Source organism: Bacteroides sp. Marseille-P8574, assembly GCF_902825465.1.
Taxonomy (GTDB): domain Bacteria; phylum Bacteroidota; class Bacteroidia; order Bacteroidales; family Bacteroidaceae; genus Bacteroides; species Bacteroides uniformis.
In genome coordinates, this window is the sequence record NZ_CADEBE010000001.1 from 204021 (window position 1) to 222597 (window position 18577).

13 protein-coding genes and 3 pseudogenes are annotated in these 18577 nt (G+C 44.9%); 7 read left to right on the top strand and 9 right to left on the bottom strand.

Annotated features, from left to right (window positions below; translation table 11 throughout):
- Positions 1-2: 2 nt before the first annotated feature.
- The gene (locus tag HUX74_RS00910) at positions 3-2483 is read left to right on the top strand and encodes a PglZ domain-containing protein (protein ID WP_174646034.1); all 2481 of its coding nucleotides are present in this window, start codon (positions 3-5) and stop codon (positions 2481-2483) included.
- 3 nt (positions 2484-2486) lie between these two features.
- Positions 2487-4637, top strand: a complete 2151-nt coding sequence (gene brxL, locus HUX74_RS00915; protein ID WP_174646035.1) for a BREX system Lon protease-like protein BrxL — start codon at positions 2487-2489, stop codon at positions 4635-4637.
- Between the two features lie 166 nt (positions 4638-4803).
- Here brxL and HUX74_RS00920 read toward each other — a convergent pair whose 3' ends face one another.
- From HUX74_RS00920 to HUX74_RS00935, 4 genes and pseudogenes are all read right to left on the bottom strand, one after another.
- Positions 4804-5268, bottom strand: coding sequence for a hypothetical protein (locus HUX74_RS00920; protein WP_254592821.1), 465 nt, complete (start codon positions 5266-5268; stop codon positions 4804-4806).
- Between the two features lie 57 nt (positions 5269-5325).
- Positions 5326-5618 (bottom strand): annotated as a pseudogene (locus tag HUX74_RS00925) (AAA family ATPase); the annotation flags it as partial.
- Positions 5619-5827: 209 nt separating this feature from the next.
- Positions 5828-7292: pseudogene (locus tag HUX74_RS00930) on the bottom strand (relaxase/mobilization nuclease domain-containing protein).
- 53 nt (positions 7293-7345) lie between these two features.
- Positions 7346-7740 (bottom strand): annotated as a pseudogene (locus tag HUX74_RS00935) (hypothetical protein).
- Positions 7741-8474: 734 nt separating this feature from the next.
- Between HUX74_RS00935 and HUX74_RS00940 the strand changes: the two are divergent.
- The 3 genes from HUX74_RS00940 (at position 8475) to HUX74_RS00950 (ending at position 10445) form a co-directional block, all read left to right on the top strand.
- Entirely contained in the window at positions 8475-9314 is an 840-nt protein-coding gene (locus HUX74_RS00940) for an ADP-ribosylglycohydrolase family protein (RefSeq protein ID WP_174646036.1), read from the top strand.
- Between the two features lie 163 nt (positions 9315-9477).
- The gene (locus HUX74_RS00945; protein WP_117600527.1) at positions 9478-9690 is read left to right on the top strand and encodes a hypothetical protein; all 213 of its coding nucleotides are present in this window, start codon (positions 9478-9480) and stop codon (positions 9688-9690) included.
- Positions 9663-10445, top strand: a complete 783-nt coding sequence (locus HUX74_RS00950; protein WP_117600528.1) for a hypothetical protein — start codon at positions 9663-9665, stop codon at positions 10443-10445. Before HUX74_RS00945 ends, HUX74_RS00950 begins: the two co-directional genes overlap by 28 nt.
- 186 nt (positions 10446-10631) lie before the next feature.
- Here HUX74_RS00950 and HUX74_RS00955 read toward each other — a convergent pair whose 3' ends face one another.
- Positions 10632-10877 carry a hypothetical protein gene (locus HUX74_RS00955; RefSeq protein ID WP_226791151.1) on the bottom strand — a complete coding sequence of 82 codons (246 nt, stop codon included), beginning with the start codon at positions 10875-10877 and terminating at the stop codon, positions 10632-10634.
- Positions 10878-11077: 200 nt separating this feature from the next.
- Complete coding sequence (gene ppdK, locus HUX74_RS00960; protein ID WP_117964434.1) at positions 11078-13798, bottom strand: pyruvate, phosphate dikinase; 2721 nt, start codon at positions 13796-13798, stop codon at positions 11078-11080.
- A 204-nt stretch (positions 13799-14002) separates the two neighbouring features.
- On the opposite strand from ppdK, the gene rlmD reads away from it, so the two are divergent.
- Both rlmD and HUX74_RS00970 read left to right on the top strand, forming a co-directional pair.
- Positions 14003-15424 carry a 23S rRNA (uracil(1939)-C(5))-methyltransferase RlmD gene (gene rlmD, locus HUX74_RS00965; RefSeq protein WP_174646037.1) on the top strand — a complete coding sequence of 474 codons (1422 nt, stop codon included), beginning with the start codon at positions 14003-14005 and terminating at the stop codon, positions 15422-15424.
- A 60-nt stretch (positions 15425-15484) separates the two neighbouring features.
- Positions 15485-16396: an RluA family pseudouridine synthase gene (locus HUX74_RS00970; protein ID WP_174646038.1), complete on the top strand. Its 912-nt coding sequence runs from the start codon at positions 15485-15487 to the stop codon at positions 16394-16396.
- A gap of 66 nt (positions 16397-16462) precedes the next feature.
- Here the strand turns inward: HUX74_RS00970 and HUX74_RS00975 are convergent, their stop codons facing one another.
- The 3 genes from HUX74_RS00975 to araJ are packed head-to-tail and all read right to left on the bottom strand — an operon-like array spanning position 16463 to position 18492.
- Complete coding sequence (locus tag HUX74_RS00975; protein WP_131226110.1) at positions 16463-16867, bottom strand: hypothetical protein; 405 nt, start codon at positions 16865-16867, stop codon at positions 16463-16465.
- A gap of 5 nt (positions 16868-16872) precedes the next feature.
- Positions 16873-17292 carry a hypothetical protein gene (locus tag HUX74_RS00980; RefSeq protein WP_174646039.1) on the bottom strand — a complete coding sequence of 140 codons (420 nt, stop codon included), beginning with the start codon at positions 17290-17292 and terminating at the stop codon, positions 16873-16875.
- 57 nt (positions 17293-17349) lie between these two features.
- The gene (gene araJ / locus HUX74_RS00985; RefSeq protein ID WP_119961876.1) at positions 17350-18492 is read right to left on the bottom strand and encodes an MFS transporter AraJ; all 1143 of its coding nucleotides are present in this window, start codon (positions 18490-18492) and stop codon (positions 17350-17352) included.
- Between the last annotated feature and the right edge of the window lie 85 nt (positions 18493-18577).

Consider the following 18577-nt stretch of genomic DNA (forward strand, 5'->3'; position numbering starts at 1 on the left):
ATATGGATATACAAGGACATATCATAGATGTTTGGATTGGTAAAACCAGCAAGGAACATCCCATTATAACCATTTATGACCCCGAGGGCAAATACTATTCGCTTTTGCCTTTGGTGGCAGAGCGAGGTGTACAGGTAATCGACACCACCCGAGAATTGATTCATCATAGAGAAGCGGCTTGTGACTATTGGATGAACGAGTTGGCTCAAAACGAAGATGCGCGCCTGCTGATCTATCGCAAATCAGCTGTCCCCAAAGATAAAAAACGGGTGTATGACCCCTTTATCGGAATGACGCAAATTGGTGCCCGCTTTCCCATCGGTCCCAATGACTCCTATATCAACCTGTGCAAAAACTTCCTTCACGGAAAAACAGAGGCTATTGATGAATTGTTTAAGAATGGCACAGCCAGCTTTGCCAACATCAATGCCCTGCAAGAGGGTGTAAATTATCCGGAGCTGGAGACGCTTACCGGTGGTAAAAGCATGGTAGAGATTACCTTGAATCTCTTGGCTTTAAATGAGATAAACAGCACTGCATGGATGAGTGAATGGAAGAGCTTCGGTGAAAACCATTTGCCCGGATTAGACAGTAATGGAATTACGTTGAAGGATGTCAAGCAAAAGCTATGGCAATACTTGCTCTTCAGCGAATTCGTGCACGACCTGCCCGGAATTTTGCCTGCGGAACTCAACACCGTGGCTAAATGCCCGAAAGAGAACATGGAGAGCATAAACAACCTCTGTCAAAGCATCCGCAACCGTACCGATCTTCGTGACGAATATGTAGAACAGGCTCAGGCTATTACCAGTCGTTTACATCTGGATAGTTTGTTTGCTGATGCGATTGATTTAGGTAAAATAGTAACATTTGCCTTTGAAAACAAGGTGGAGTTCAATATCTATTTGGACCATCTGCACAAAGGTGAATACACGGAAGCCACGTTATTGGTAGCAAAAAACAAAAAGAGCGTTTGGTATCAGGCTAATGCCGGTGTGGCATTATTCTGGAATTTAACCGACCAATGTGAACGAATGATGCAGTGCATTCGCCAGCCTTTGGGCGATTTGGATAGCTTGAAGGATTTTGTCCTGTGGTACAGCGAAGAAGGCTATAAGGTTGATTATGCCTTCCGCCGTTTTCAGACCATTCTGACCGGTTCGGATGTTGACACACCACAGATAAATGAATTAGCGCAGTTTGTATATCGTAACTATCGAAACTTTACCGAACAAATACAGAGTCGTTATCAGAAACTCATTGAAGAAGAAGGCTATCCAATTGCAGGCATCAACTGGAATATACAAGCTTGGAACAAGGGAATTACACCCCTCCTAAATGCCCACAAACGAGTAGCCATCATCTATGCCGATGCTTTCCGTTTTGAGATGGGTAAGGAATTGGCTCAAAGCCTGGAAAACAGTTATACCGTCAGCATACAGCCTTCGGCCGCTTACGTCCCTACGGTAACCAGATTTGGCATGGCTGCCTTACTTCCTGACGCAGAATCAAAGTTGCAGTTGGCTGTTGAAGATGGTAAACTGCAGCCTTATCTTGAAGGGAAAAAGGTAGATTTACCGGCAGATCGAATCAGCTATATTGAAAGTAAAGTGCCTGCGCATGTTAAGCTGATGGATGTACGATCCGAGGATTTCCTCTCAGCTAACGTCACCTCGGATGTGAATTTGCTTATCATTCGCAGCCAATCAATCGATGCTGCGGGAGAGAATCTAAACAGTGTAGGCTATTCTGAAATGGAAAGTGAAATGCGACTGTTTACCAAGTGTATCCGTGCTTGCAAAAATTCAGGTTTCGACAATGTCGTCATTATGGCCGACCATGGTTATATGGTACAGCCCAAATACCAGGCTGGAGACAATATGAGCAAGCCTGTTGGTACCAGCGTAATGAACGAACGCCGTAGTCAAGCAGGTGATCTGAATGGAAACGAAAATTCATGGCTCTATACTCCTGAGCAAATCGGTGTGCATAGCCAAGTCTATCGTTTTGCATTTGCCAAGCAATATGGCATCTATGAAAAGAATAAGATCTATTTCCATGAAGGTTTGTCGCTGCAGGAAAACATCGTTCCCATCCTGACTGTTCAATTGACAGAAGAGCGCAAAAAAGATGCTTTCCGTCTTGAGCTGACTTATAAAGGAAAGAACAGTGGCATTGTACGTGTTAATCGTCCGCTCATCGAATTAAACTTTAGCGGTGTGGATTCACTTTTCCGCCCTGAACTGTGCATTGTCAAGATGGTAGTAACCGATGCATCCGGAAAAGAAGTGGGTCGTGTGGTTGAATCGACATTCTATAATGAGACAACAGACTTGATTGCAATTCCAAGTGAATGCGACAAGTGTAAGCAACCCATAGAAATTAACGAAGGCGTAGAAGGTGATATCATTGTGATGGCCCTTGATCCAGATACCAATGTGACATTAGCTTCTATTCAATTACAAACTGAATTTGATTTTTAAACAATGGACAGACTAGATATAAAGCTCAACGAATACTTCCCTGGAAAGGTCGTACGAAAGGATTTACTGCATGAAATCAAACAGACTGTAAATGTGCCTTCATTCGTACTGGAATTTCTTTTGTCACGTTATTGTGCCTCGGACGACCCAGATGAAATTGAGGAAGGTAAAAAAGCAGTGTTGCAAATCATCGAGAAGAACTACGTAAAGCCCGATGAAAGCAATAAGGCTCAGGCTATTGTGGAACAAAAGAAGCGCCACAAGTTTATTGATAAGATCCATGTGAAATATGTGGAGCGAGAAAAACGTTATTGGGCCGAAATGGAAAATTTCGGTTCCAAACGTATCGCCATCAATCCGCAGTTTTATCAGAAAAACGAAAAACTGCTTGAAAGTGGTATCTGGGCTGAAGTCACATTGGCTTACAATGAAGTGCAAGAGGATGACTATGCCTTCTATGTAGAAGATTTGCGCCCCATCCAAATAGCACGTTTTGATGAACAAAAACTGTTTGAAGGCCGTAAAGGATTCACTACGGATGAGTGGATAAATGTTTTGATACGCAGTATCGGTATCAATCCGGACTGGTTGGCAGAACGTAGCCGCTCTCTAAAGGGAGACAAAGATGGCAAACGACTGAAATTCCATATCTTGTCGAGATTCATCCCATTGGTACAAAACAATTATAACAGCATAGAACTGGGAGGTAGAAGTACCGGTAAGTCGTACTTTTACTCGGAGTTCTCTCCCTATTCCACCTTGCTGTCCGGTGGGCAAGCCAGTACTGCGACATTGCTGTACAATAATCAGCGTAAACAAGTTGGTGCAGTGGGATTTTGGGACAATGTGGCTTTTGACGAAGTAGCCAACATGAAGATTAAAGATGCCGATACCATTCAAATCATGAAGGATTATATGGCAAATGGACGCTTCAGCCGAGGACAGGAAGTGACCGGACAGGCTAGTTTTGCTTTTGTCGGTAACTTTGACTTGAACATACCCACTATAGTCAACAGCTATGATCATGACTTATTGGCCACTTTACCCAAGGCATTCGACTTTGCTGTTATCGATCGGTTCTACAATTATATACCAGGCTGGGAAATACCCAAGATTGACGATTCTGCCTACAATAACAACTATGGCATGATTTCTGACTACCTGTCGGAAGTCATGCACTACCTCTTTGACCACAACAGTGACTATCTGCCCATATTGAATAAATATCTCAAAGTAGGTGACAATGTAGAAGGCCGTGATAGTCGTGCGCTTCAAAAAACTGTACTTGGCTTCTTAAAACTCATTTACCCCATAGGTGAACCTACGCCTAAGGAGTTTGATGAGATTGTAGCGTATGCTCTAGAAGGTCGTCGACGTGTAAAAGAACAATTGAATAAGCGTAAGCCTGATGAAGAATACGCTCGCATCAATATGTCGTATATCAACAAAGATGGAGAAAAAGTTGTGGTATGGTGTCCGGAAAGTAAAGATTCAATGGCTACACAGGATCCTAGAAAGACTGGGGATGTAGAAATTGTTATTGAAAAACAACCAGCAGCCTTTAATCCTCATAAATCTAAGAGCACAGAAAAAGAAGCGGTATGCCAGAAAGAATGTTTGCAAGAATTTACACCTGTACAAGCGACAACTGCACCTAATACAATAATAGACAATGATCCAAAGCCCAAATCGCTTGCTATTCGGTATGGAGATACAGGCTACAGCTACGATAAGCTATTTGCTGATTACTTGGAAGGGGCAAAGGTTATCGAACTGCAAGAGCCCTACCTATCACATGGATATCAAATGCAAAATCTAACTCGCTTTATTGAATCCATTGTAAAAATAGGTGATTGTAAGAAGATTATACTTACCACCAAAATGGGTGAATCCATTGATGAAACACAAAAGATTCAAGATGGGCTGGAACAACTAAAGGCGGCTCTGCAAGATACTGGGATTGATTTTGAATTCACATTCTCAGATTTAATTCATGCAAGGTACATCATCACCGACAACGGATGGAATATCTCCCTTGACCGCGGCTTGCATATCTATCAAAACATTGGTCGCAACTTCTATCTTATCGGCTATTATGACTTGGATTTACGCCCTTGCTTGGAAACAAAAATTGTATATACTAAAGTTGAATAAATATGTGGTCAGATAATGAAACAACGCAAGATTTACTTGGTTATCAGGTTCATGCAGACTTGCTTAAAAAGATAATGGATTTCATCGCCAAAGGAACAGAGGTCATTCAAGTATCAGAGGTCGCTAAAGGAACGGTGGACTTTCGTCCAGTTGGTATAGGGTGCATTCACCCGGCATATCGCATGCTTTCGCAGTGATAGATTATGGTGTCCAGGTCATATTCACCGGTTTCAGCCAGCTGGTCGATGACTTTGAAGATGTCATCCACCAGGATGCCGTCCGTCATGATGGCTTCGCGGTAGCTCGGTGAGCAGAAGGGGTGGTCGTTACTTTCAGAGTGTTCTTCATCATAGGCATCATCGTTGCTTTCTTCGGATGCTTGTTCATCAGAAGGTTTTTCAGACTCTGCTTCTTTAGCAGGTCCCTCGGTCGTTTCATCATCCGAAGATTGAGAAGAAGTTTCGTCCTGTTCGGTGTCCAATTCAGCTTCATTGGATGTTTCTTCTGAGTTGTCTGATTGCTCCTTTTCATCGTCGGATTCTTCTTTCCCTTCCTGTGAAGCATCGGCATCCGATTGTGCTTCGGATTCCTCTTTCTTTTCCTCTTCCTTCTTCGGTTCCTCCCTGCTCACCTTATGAGGTCGGAAGGACTGTGCTTCGTCCGATATGTCTACATCCTCCTCAGGTTAGTCGATGAGTACCACATCTATCTCTGGGTCATTGTGCAGTTTCTCCACCAGCGAGGTCCTATCCACTTTGTTGTTGGGTTCGTATGACCAGACTTCATAGGGTAGTTGTTCCTCTCATACTTCTTGATGTCTGCCTTGCGGCATTTCATGATCAAGTGTTGGAAGTCGCAGTCGATAATAACCACCCGGACGCCTTTTGCCACTAAGTAGTTGGCAAAGGTGACGCAAAGGATGGTCTTTCCGACTCCTCCTTTCTGGTTGGCAAAGGTGACTATGACCGGGGTCTGTATCATGTTGTTTTCCGTTTATTAAATTCGCAAGCAAAAGTAAATGCTGGAACAGGGAAAACCTAAATGTACAACATCAATGTGCTTTCGGTTGCTGAAACCGGGGGGTGAATGGACTTCGGAACAAGGGAATCTGAGAAAAATTAGCCCAAAAAGTTACAACTAAAAGTCCCCATTTGACTTTCTGTTGTAACTTAAATCATTAAACATCAATACTAAATCTTCAACGAGCGTCCATCGTCCACCTCGTCGTAGTTCGTTTTCTTGCCAACTTCCCATTCGCGGTTAGCACTGTGACTGCCGACTCCTTCTTTCCGGAGTTTACCCAATCCTTGATGGGACTTCCGCTGTAAACTTTTGATTGGATTGAGTGTATTCTTCTTGGGCTTCTTCTTCACCCGTTCCACATCAAAACCTTCTTGATACATAGCGCTGCGGGGGGACTTCACTTCGGGATTCTGGAATATATCACGCAATTTGTCCACAGCATCAGCATACTTGGGAGGACGTTCTGTAGAAATGTCCACCAGGTCCGGACGGTCCACCTTGAATGCCTTGCACAGTATTTCCACTTCGGCTTCGTTCTGCAGGCGGAATTTCTCAATGAAACTGATGCGATTATTACGGTCTATGGCCTTGGCCATGAAAGGCGGCAAGGGTCTGCTCTGGCCATCGTAGTAGATGACACCTTTCTTTATATAGGCATGCTGTTTCTTGAATTTCTGGAAGATTTCTCCCTGCGTGGCCTTAGGATTGAGGGTCAGCAACTGGTCTATGAATGCTTCTATCCGGTCAAAGCGTTGTTCGGGGTAGCAAAGTCGAGCAGTTCTTCTACGGCAAGGACCCGGGCACCATGAATGACGGTCTTGTTGGCATGGTCTATCAGCATATAGCCGTAGGGCTTGTCTTTCTTGCCGAAGAAAACCACATCCACTCCGAAGTTCTTCTTTATTTCCTTCTGCAGTTCTTCCTTGTTGGCGCATACATCCCGGTATTTCTTCAGGTAGGCTCTCAACTGGCGATTGCGTGCCTTATCCTGATAGCCTTTCTTGAACAGGGCTTCAATCTCTGCCAGAGGAATTTTCTTTTGGATTCTGCCTCCTTGCTTGACGAAGACGTTCCCGTCTTTCTGAAAGACTTCATAGCCCATGGTTCCTATCACGGCCTTGAACTGGGTGAAGGAAGAAAAGCTGTACTGTTTGACGGCCTCGATGTCCTTGTCTGTTTTCTGCTGCCGGTCCATACCGAGTATCTTGTCAATGAGCGTCTGCGTTCATGGTTATGCTGTATCTTGCGACCGTCGGGCGCCACTCTCGAAGTAACAATGTGTAGGTGTGCATTGTCTGTATCGTTGTGGGAATAAATGAGCCAGGGTTGTCCGGGTTCGGCATAGCCCATTTCTTGAAGATACTGGTGCGCGAAATCAAGCAACTGGGCTTCTGACATCTCGTAGCCCTTGCAGGAGATGGCTGCATGGAACTGGGCTTTCTGGATTCTGGGATTCATGGAGGAATATTCCATGAGAAACTGAGCCAGCTCTTCAGGGGTTGGCTTGCGCACTTCACCGAGTGCTCCGAAGTTTTTTATCTCCAGTAACCGGGCTACACCTTTCGCCACCTTCCGTTCATTATAATCTACGGCATGGAAGTTCGAACTTCCGGGTAAAATGGTTGCAATCATCTGAATATTCGGATTAGTTGGGTTCAACGGTTAAAGTATATACCGCACAAACATTACTTCAGTGTTTTGTTTTTTATACACTTGAGTGTAATCAATTCCAAATCCCGTTTGATGCGGTTCATCGTTTCCTGTGTTTCCCGAATGGTTGGAAGCACAATCTCTTGGCTATAGCTGGGTGCGAGTAACCAGGCTACCGCCAGCTCATTGGCTCGTTTGACCACCTGATTTAGGTTTCCGCCTGCCCAGGACAGTTCGTTCTGATTCTTTCGGTAAAATTCTCCGAGTTCTCGGATCAACTCGATGCGTTCCTTCACATCCACATTGGAAAATTCCTGCACTGCAGACAGGATATAGTGGCTCACAGAGTGGAATAAGCCTGATTTTTCCTTCAACAGTTGGGCTTCCTCGGGATAAGCCGTAACTGGAATACTTTGGTTTTCTGTTTCATACTTCCTTTGATTACTTGTTAGCTGGGTTCTCCGGACACCTATTTCGCATAGCGAAACAGCGATTTATCGCTCCGTTGCGGCAGTAATCGGCAAGTGACTCTTGTGAGGACAAAACTCCGTTTTGTAATGACAAGAGTACAACTTGCTTGACAAATCCTGCAACGCAGTTCGATGTCTTCCCGGTAGCTTTAGAGACCTCAAAGAAGCACAAAAAACGGCGAAACGCAAAAATTCACAACATCATTCTTGGGAAAAATATTCGGTAATATTAGCCTGATTATCAAGTGTTCCAAATTTCTTTATCCGTAGTTTTCTGCATCTTTGGAACGGCATACGTCTGTATAGAAATCACTTGTTGCCAAGCTGGGCTATTGCCTTGAACTAATGGTTCATCCGTCCCATATTCCAAGGTTGCAAAGGCTATACATACTTCAATGTTCTATAGACAATGACTTCAAGGGCAAAAGGGCATTACTGCGTATGGACTCAGAACAGAAGTGAAAAAGAAGTGTGGAAGCGTATGGAAATGCGGCCGTATAAAAGTATCAACAGCAAATATCATGGTACTTATGACCTAAAACATAGAGAGTGTCTCACTTTTTGAGGGAGTATCGTGGTAACTTTGCATTAAAGTCCATCGGTTGGCTCTGTATGAGATACAAAATGAGTATATTTACGGACATTACTGGTGGCAACAGCTTTGAGTAAGTAGAATCACTAAAACAGGAAGAATATGATTGGAAGTATCATTGGGGACATCGTAGGCAGTATCTACGAGTTCAGTAACATACGAACCAAGGACTTTGAGTTCTTCGGTCGCTACGTGGAATACACAGACGACAGCATCCTGACGTTGGCTACAGCGGATGCGATTCTGGCCGGACGCCTTTCACTGGTGGCGGATTACTATGTCCGGTATGCGGAAGCTTATCCCTCTCCGATGGGAGGATATGGAAACTGTTTCCAGAATTGGGTCATCCAGAAGACAAGAACCGGATATGCTCCGGCATACAACAGCTGCGGCAACGGATCGGCCATGCGTGTAGGTCCGGTGGGTTGGGCATTCGATACGAAAAATGACACCATGAATGCCGCCAAGGTTTCAGCGGAAGGAACGCATAACCATCCGGAGGGCATCAAGGGTGCACAGGCTACAGCCATGTGTATCTTCCTGGCCCGTAAGGGAGCATCGAAGGATGAAATTCAGCAATGTATGGAGCAGGAATTCGGCTATCGTTTCCCGCTCACCATTGCCGAACTGCAAAAACGTTATTCCTGGAATGGAGTTGATAGGGAAGGCAATGGCGGCATCTGTCAGGACAGCGTTCCGCAAGCCATTCAATGTGCGCTGCAGGCTACGGATTTTGAAGATGCTGTCCGTAATGCCATCAGTATCGGTGGCGATTCCGATACCATCGGCTGCATCACCGGTTCCATTGCTGAAGCTCTTTATGGGGTGCCTGCGAACATGTGTGAAAAAGCGATGACCTATCTGCCCGAGAACTTCCAGAAACTGGTTACTGAGTTTGAAGCGAAATACGGAAGTGGACTGCGTAAAACAGAAGGAAGATGACTTTCCTGGAAAAATACATTTGGGTGGTCAATACGCTTTCCCACGCTGGAGAGAAGGGACTTTCTTTGAAGGAGCTCAACGAGAAATGGCTCCTCAATGAAGATCCAGTAATGGCAAACCAATCCCCAGACAGACCTTTGACCGGTGGAAAGGCAACATCCTTATGTCGTTAGGAGTGCTGATTGAATGCAACTGGAAGGATAGCTTTCGCTATTACATTGCCAATCCGGAGAGTTTGAAGAACGGAACGCTGAATCGGTGGTTGCTTGGCACTTATGCCACCGCCCAATGCACAAGTGGACAAAAGACTTATGGAAAATGTACGAAACCGATTAAAAACTTGATACAATGGAAAAGACCAAACAAGAATTACTGAAAGAATGGAGTGAACTGTGGATACCGAAATTTAATGAACTCTCACAGAAGTATAACACTCCGTATTATACCCAATCACCTCTCAACGTAATTGAAACTGACATTGAACTGATGGTAGTAGGAATAAATCCCAAAGGAAACGGGAAATGTACCTCTACCCATACAGTTGATGGTTACTTGGAGGGAAACAAAGAATGGTGGAGCAAGCGGTTCGACAAGGAATTGAAAGATTCCCGTTTTCTTGCCAACGGACGATTGTTCCTTGGGTATGGTTCCAAATACCCGGACAGCCAGATTGATGATGACAAGAAGGTGGTATGGACAAATCTTTCTCCGTTTGAGTCATCTAAAGGTGTAAGTAACTTGAAGAAAGAGCTGTTGGCTGAAGGTATTAAAAGCACTATAGAGCTAATAAACATACTCAAACCAAAAAGGATTGTTTTCATGGAAACAAATGCTTTTGATACGCTCAGAAAGAATATGGATGAGTCTGAGTCAGATGCTATCCAATCTGTTCAAGTCTTTGATAACTTGAAATGGGAAGTTGGCACATTTTTTGGCATTCCAGCAGTAAGCATTTTACATCCATCGGCTACTGATTGGTTGGTGAGCAAATATTTCATATCCGTATTTCTCTTTCTTCATAATCTTATCATTCATGAGTTTCCAAACAAACCTTTGAAAGAGATTAGAAATGCAATGCGTAATGAATTAAAACTTTGGAAACAGCGCATCCAGGCAGAAGATGAACTTTAATAGCATAAGTAACTCGCCTTGGTCAAGTGGAACCCCACAAGACCAAGGCGAGTTTTTTAGCCCATTCGCTCACAAATGTAATAATAAACATTCATCTCCAATCGTAATGAATATAGCGCATTCTCACGAAACAAAATCTCCCAAAACCATGAGTTGAAAGCACTGAAAATTAACATTTAAAGAGTTCTAACGTTCTGTGCTATGGGCAGTGTTGGTTCTGTTCAGTCGGTCTGTATATTGTCGAACGAGCATTGAGCAATACTCATTAACGACAGGGTCGGTCGGTTCATTCTCTTTAGAGATATAATTCGCATCAACAATCTTGTTGGTCTTGATGTAACCCGGTTTTCTGTTGTGTACGATGCGAGTGTACACTGCATAAAGGCCGTCTGTTCTCAGCTTCCTTACGATTGCTTTTAATGTAGTTGTCATAAGCTTTTAATTTTACGCTGCCATAGGCTTTTTTGATGGTGTAAGCAACATCAGTTTTAGTGTAAGCAGTGAGTAAGCGAGTACGTACATTTGGCGCGGTTTCCATTGTCAAGTGTACGAACCGTATAAGAACAACATAGGCTGTAACTCATGTATTTCAATGAGTTACAGCCTATTATTTTAATTAAGCCAATTTGGAATTATTCCTCAACAGCCGCCTGTGCCGCAGCCAGACGTGCAATGGGCACACGGAACGGAGAACAGCTGACATAATTCAAGCCGACTCTATGGCAGAACTTCACAGAAGAAGGTTCACCTCCATGCTCGCCGCAAATACCGCACTTCAAGTCCGGACGGATAGCACGTCCCTTTTCAGTAGCCATACGCACCAACTGTCCTACACCATTCTGGTCGAGTACCTGGAACGGGTCTACTTTCAGAATCTTCTTCTCCAGATAAATCGGGAGGAAGGAAGCGATATCGTCGCGTGAATAACCAAATGTCATCTGAGTCAAGTCGTTCGTACCAAATGAGAAGAACTCGGCAGAGGAAGCAATGCGGTCGGCAGTCAAGGCGGCACGCGGAATCTCAATCATTGTACCTACTTTGAAGTCGATGCTGTCACCCACTTCTTCAAACAACTGGGCAGCCTCAGCACGAATCACTTCTTCCTGCTGCTTGAACTCATACAAGATGCCGGTCAGAGGCACCATGATTTCAGGATGGGTTTCAACGCCTTCTTTCTTCAATTCCAAAGCAGCGCCCAGGATAGCACGCGTCTGCATCTGCGTAATTTCAGGATATGTATTTCCCAAACGGCAACCACGATGTCCCAACATCGGATTATGCTCACAAAGCGCCTCAACACGTTGCTGGATATACTGGAGGCTTACACCCATCGTATCTGCCATTTCCTGCTGTCCCTTCAAGTCATGGGGAACAAACTCATGCAAAGGAGGGTCGAGCAGACGTACAGTCACCGGACAACCAGCCATTGCCTTGAAGATACCCTTGAAGTCAGCTTGCTGGTAAGGTAGAATCTTAGCCAAAGCCTTGCGACGTCCTTCGGCGTTTTCTGCCAGAATCATCTCGCGCATGGCTTTAATCTTCTCGCCTTCGAAGAACATGTGTTCCGTACGGCAAAGGCCGATACCCACCGCACCAAAATTGCGTGCCACTTCTGCATCGTGAGGAGTATCCGCATTGGTACGAACCTGCAGCTTCGTATATTTGTCTGCCAAATCCATCAATTCCGCAAAGTCACCGGACAGCTCAGCCGCTTTTGTTTCCACCTTGTCTTTATATACTTCACCGGTGCTTCCGTTCAAGGAGATATAGTCACCTTCTTTCAACAGTACACCATCCACTTCCACTGTACGCGCCTTGTAGTCTATGTTCAAGGCACCGGCACCGGATACACAGCACTTACCCATACCACGAGCAACCACTGCCGCATGAGAAGTCATACCGCCGCGGGCAGTCAGGATACCTTCGGCAACTGTCATACCTGCCAAATCTTCCGGAGAAGTCTCAATACGTACCATCACCACACGCTTGCCGGCAGCATGCCATTCGGCAGCATCATCGGCAAAGAATACGATTTGTCCCGTAGCGGCACCCGGAGAAGCGGGAAGACCACGGGTCAATACCTTGGCTTGCTTCAGAGCTGTCTTGTCAAATACCGGGTGGAGCAGTTCGTCCAACTTATTGGGCTCACAACGCATCAATGCAGTCTTTTCGTCAATCATACCTTGATGGAGCAAATCCATGGCAATCTTCACCATAGCGGCTCCGGTACGCTTACCGTTACGGGTCTGGAGGAACCAGAGTTTACCCTCTTGTACAGTGAACTCCATATCCTGCATATCACGGTAGTGATTTTCGAGCTTCGTCTGCAAAGCATCCAACTCCTTATAGATTTCCGGCATAGCCTCCTCCATGGAAGGATATTTGCTGACACGTTCTTCTTCGCTTACACCGGCCAATTCAGCCCAACGTTGAGAACCGATTTTTGTAATCTGTTGCGGAGTACGGATACCGGCAACCACGTCTTCGCCTTGTGCATTAATCAAATACTCACCGTTGAAAAGGTCTTCACCGGTAGCAGCATCTCGGCTAAAGCAAACACCCGTGGCAGAGCTCTCGCCCATATTACCGAATACCATAGCCTGAACGCTTACGGCAGTACCCCATTCGTCAGGAATTCCTTCCATCTTACGATACAAGATGGCGCGTTCGTTCATCCAAGAGTTGAATACGGCACAAACGGCACCCCACAACTGCTCGTAAGCACAAGTCGGGAAGTCTTTCCCTGTTTGTTCTTTTACGGCAGCCTTGAACTTCTTCACGAGTTCCTTAAGGTCTTCCACCTCAAGCTCGTTGTCCAGCTTCACGCCTTTAGCATGTTTCACATCTTCTATAATAGCCTCGAACGGGTCTACATCTTCCTTGTTCACCGGCTTCATACCCAGCACCACGTCGCCATACATCTGCACGAAACGACGGTAAGAGTCCCATGCAAAGCGTGCATTGCCCGTCTTGCGCGTCAAGCCTTCCACCACTTCGTCATTCAAGCCAAGATTCAGGATAGTGTCCATCATGCCCGGCATGGAAGCGCGTGCACCCGAACGAACGGAAACCAGCAACGGATTCTCCACATCACCGAATTTGGAACGCATCAGTGTTTCCACATGAGCGATGGCTTGTTCAACTTCGTTCTTCAACAGAGCAACGACTTTATCCTGCCCCATTTCATAATATTCCGTACAAACTTCTGTCGTTATTGTAAAGCCCGGAGGAACCGGAACTCCTATAAGGTTCATTTCTGCAAGGTTGGCACCTTTCCCACCCAAAAGGTTTCTCATATCGGCCTTTCCTTCTGCCTGACCGTTACCAAAGGTATAAACTCTTTTTTTGTCCATAATATAAATTTAAAGTTTTTGATAGTGATTTTCTCTTTTCTGTTCGCAAATCTAAGTATATTTCGCAGACTAGAAAACTTTTTCAGAAAAAACTTTATGCTAAAATGCAATTTCGACATTGCAATCTTTAATATTTCATTTCATAGAGAGAAATCCCGAAAAAATGTCTATTTTTGCCGAAGAATTTATTAGATTGGTGTAAAAGTGGCAAGAAAGAGAAAAGAACTTCCCCTACTGGAGAAGGTGACAATTACGGATGTGGCTGCCGAAGGAAAAGCCATCGCAAAAGTCAATGATTTGGTGATTTTCGTACCATATGTCGTCCCCGGCGATGTAGTTGACCTGCAAATTAAGAGAAAAAAGCATCATTATGCTGAAGCCGAAGCTGTGAAATTCCATGAATATTCGGCAGTACGGGCAGTTCCATTCTGCCAACATTATGGTGTATGCGGCGGTTGTAAATGGCAGGTTCTCCCCTATTCCGAGCAAATCAAGTATAAGCAAAAACAAGTAACGGACAACCTCACCCGCATCGGCAAAATAGAATTACCGGAAATTTCTCCGATATTAGGTTCAGAAAAAACTCAGTTCTACCGGAATAAACTGGAGTACACTTTTTCCAACAAACGTTGGCTGACGACAGAAGAGGTTCAGCAGAATGTAGTGTACGAACAGATGAATGCCGTAGGCTTCCATATTCCCAATGCTTTCGATAAAGTGCTTGCCATAGAGAAGTGCTGGCTGCAGGACGATATATCCAACCGCATCCGCAATGCAGTACGCGACTATGCCTACCAGCACAACTATTCCTTTATCAACCTGCGCATGCACGAAGGAATGCTACGCAATATGATTGTGCGTACCTCTACCACCGGCGAACTGATGGTAATCCTCATCTGCAAGATAGAGAAAGAGGAGGAAATGGCTCTGTTCAAGCAAATGCTGCAATACATAGCAGATACATTCCCCGAAATCACTTCCCTGCTATACATTATTAATAATAAGTGCAACGATACCATCACCGACCTCGAGGTACACACCTTCAAGGGAAAAGACCACATCTTCGAGGAAATGGAGGGACTGCGCTTCAAGGTAGGTCCCAAATCTTTCTATCAGACCAACTCCGAACAAGCCTACAACCTCTACAAAGTAGCGCGCAACTTTGCCGGACTGACCGGTAACGAGCTTGTTTATGACCTTTATACCGGCACGGGTACCATTGCCAATTTCGTATCCAAGCACGCACGCCAGGTAATCGGCATAGAATATGTGCCCGAAGCCATTGAAGACGCCAAGGTCAATGCCGAGATTAACGGAATTAAAAATACATTGTTCTTTGCCGGAGATATGAAAGACATGCTGACACAAGACTTCATCAACCAATACGGCCGTCCCGATGTCATCATCACCGACCCTCCCCGTGCCGGAATGCACCAGGATGTAGTGGATGTCATTCTGTTTGCCGAGCCCAAACGCATCGTATATGTCAGTTGTAATCCGGCTACGCAGGCGCGCGACCTGCAACTGCTCGATGCGAAATATAAAGTAAAGGCCGTTCAACCGGTAGATATGTTCCCGCACACCCACCATGTGGAAAACGTAGTATTATTGGAATTAAAAGATTGAAAGTCCAAGTCGTTTTCAATCCTAAATTGTAAATTGTCTAATCGTAAATAAAAACCAGTCGTGGCAAAAGAAAAAATTACAGCAAGGGCCCGTGCACAATATACGGACTACATGGTGAAGGAACCGATGGAGCTCATGGAGTTTCTGGCAGCTAAAATGCCGGATGCCAGCCGCACCAAGCTGAAATCATTGCTGAGCAAACGCATTATATATGTGGACAGCGTTATCACTACACAATACAATTTTCCCCTGAAACCGGGTATGAAAGTACAAATCAGCCGTGAGAAGGGACGTAAAGAGTTCAACCATAAACTGATGAAGATTGTATACGAAGATGCCTATATCATCGTGATAGAGAAGATGCAGGGTTTGCTGTCCGTCAACACTGACCGGCAAAAGGAACGTACCGCCTATACCATCTTGAATGAATACGTGCGACGCTCGGGCAAGCAGCACCGTGTACACATCGTGCACCGCCTGGACCGTGACACCTCCGGCTTGATGATGTTTGCCAAAGACGAGAAGACCCAACGTACACTACGCGATAACTGGCATGACATTGTAACAGACCGGCGATACGTAGCCGTAGTGGTCGGCGAGATGGAAAAAGATGCAGGAACCGTGGTTTCTTGGTTGACGGACCGCAAGTTGTATGTATATTCAAGTCCGACAGATGACGGGGGACAAGAATCCATTACGCATTACCGTACCATCAAACGAGCCAATGGATACTCTCTCGTTGAACTGAACCTGGAAACGGGACGAAAAAACCAGATACGTGTACACATGCAGGATTTGGGGCATCCCATTATCGGCGACGGACGCTATGGACTGGAAGACGTAAATCCTATCGGACGCTTGGCTCTGCATGCTTTCAAACTCTGTTTCTATCATCCCGTCACGGGAGAACTGATGCGGTTTGAAACACCTTATCCGGGAGAGTTCAAGAAGCTGGTCTTGAAGAATAAGTAGAAGATTTCTTATAAAAAATGTTCCCTATACAATGAGTATAGGGAACATACAAATAATCCTATTTTTTTATTCCATATATAATGTGAAATTAAAACCCGGAGAATCATCCGAAAAGAAGAATGTACCCCATAGCTGATTACCACTGACTCTGACATCATCCATATAAGAAATGCCACCATATCTGCCATAATCTAATACAAGGTTTCTACTATAACTATCTTCCCACCACCATTGAAAACGGAATGAATCACAATATTCCCCATTGCGATAACGTTGAACTTCTTCTCCGAAACCATCTGCCCCGAAAGAAAATGTACTAATCACCGACATACCAAAGTCATCCAACATGCCTACATCGCCTGTCCATGAACGACCGATAATAGTAGAATCCACTACATCTTGATCGTCTTCACAAGAAGACAAGCCTATACATAGGACAGACAGCAAGAACAACTGCACCAAAAACTTCATAACCTTCATTTATTTATATAATTTGCATCTGTCAACATCACAACTTTTCCTTCTATCTTACCGGAAAGATAATGGTCACGCACCCATACATTCTCAAAGTATTTCACTTTACCATCTGCAAAAGTCAACTTCAAAGTCTCTTTGCTATCATCTGTCCAACACCAATTAAACTCCCGATCATAAGTCACTTTACCGTCCGTAGTGTAAGTTGTGGATACTTCCTGCCCCTTGTTATCTTTCTTATAAAATCTTAGTTGATACGCACCAGTCACAACACCATCACTTTCGTAATCTTCAACCCATGTTCTTTCACACAATTTGTCGTCACTATTCTGCATAGTATAATACACATCATCCCCACAAGACGCCAGTCCAATCGTAAATACACACAACAGCAATATCTTCACATAATTCAAAGTCTTCATAAGTTATCGAGTTTAGTTAATACTTGTGGACAAACATACACAAAAAAAATGAAACACTTAATACTTAGCCTGGAATTTCTTGTAGAAGACAAGGAATAAAATAAATCCCATCAGTGCAAACGGTACGCCTGCCAATGCGGGATAACGGTATCCTCCACTCAAGGCAAGACCTCCGATATAGGCTCCGATAGCATTCCCCAAATTGAAGGCCATCTGCACACAAGCGCCTCCCAACATTTCTCCTCCAGGGGCCACACGAATCATCAACACCTGCTCCGGACTGGAGACGGCAAACAAACCTGCCGTACAGAGTGTCATCAATATTGCCGAACACCACGGATGGGGCGAGAGTAAAAATATCAATAATAAAATAACACATATCATCCCTTGCACCACCGTACCGACCTTCCCCGGAGTGTACCGGTCGGACATGCGCCCACTGACCAGATTACCGACAACCATTCCGAATCCTGCCAGTACCATCAGTGCCGTAATGCTGTCCGCACTAAAACCGGAAACCTCGGTCAGCAACGGGGTGATGTAGCTATACCAGCAGAATACGCCACCGTTACCCAAAGCCGTAGCTCCCAATATGAGCCACGGCGCCGGCTTCTTCAAAAAACGGAACTGTCCTTTAAATCCCGTGTCTTTCAGTCCTTCGACCTGCGGTACCCAACGCCAAATGTAGTACAATGTTATCAATCCCCAGGCACCTACCAGCAGAAACGTGGCACGCCAAGACAGTGTATGGCTCAACGAAGTACCCAACGGCACCCCAAACAGATTGGCCACAGTCATTCCCGCTATCATAATTGAAACCGCCTCCGAGCTTCTCCCTTTATCAGCCAATTTTCCCGCAACAATGGAAGCTACTCCAAAATAAGCGCCATGAGGAAGCCCGGAAACAAAACGTCCCAACAGCAAGACCCAATAATTGGGTGCCATAGACGCACAAATATTACCCACAATCATTAATGCCATCAAGACCAGCAGAATCTGCTTCAACGGGCGTTTACGGGCCAGGAGCAGCATGGGCGCACCAAAACAAACACCCAACGCATACGCAGAAATGAAATGACCGGCCACGGGAATGCTGATTCCCAAATCAGTAGCCACATAGGGCAAAATACCCATCATCGTAAATTCGGCAATCCCCAGCCCCAATGTACCGAACGCCAATGCAATAAGACTCTTCTTCATACCTTAAAAAACAACCTATATTTTTTACCGGGCGCAAAGATAATGACATTGCATTCTCCAAATAAAAAGGATACCGAATTATTTT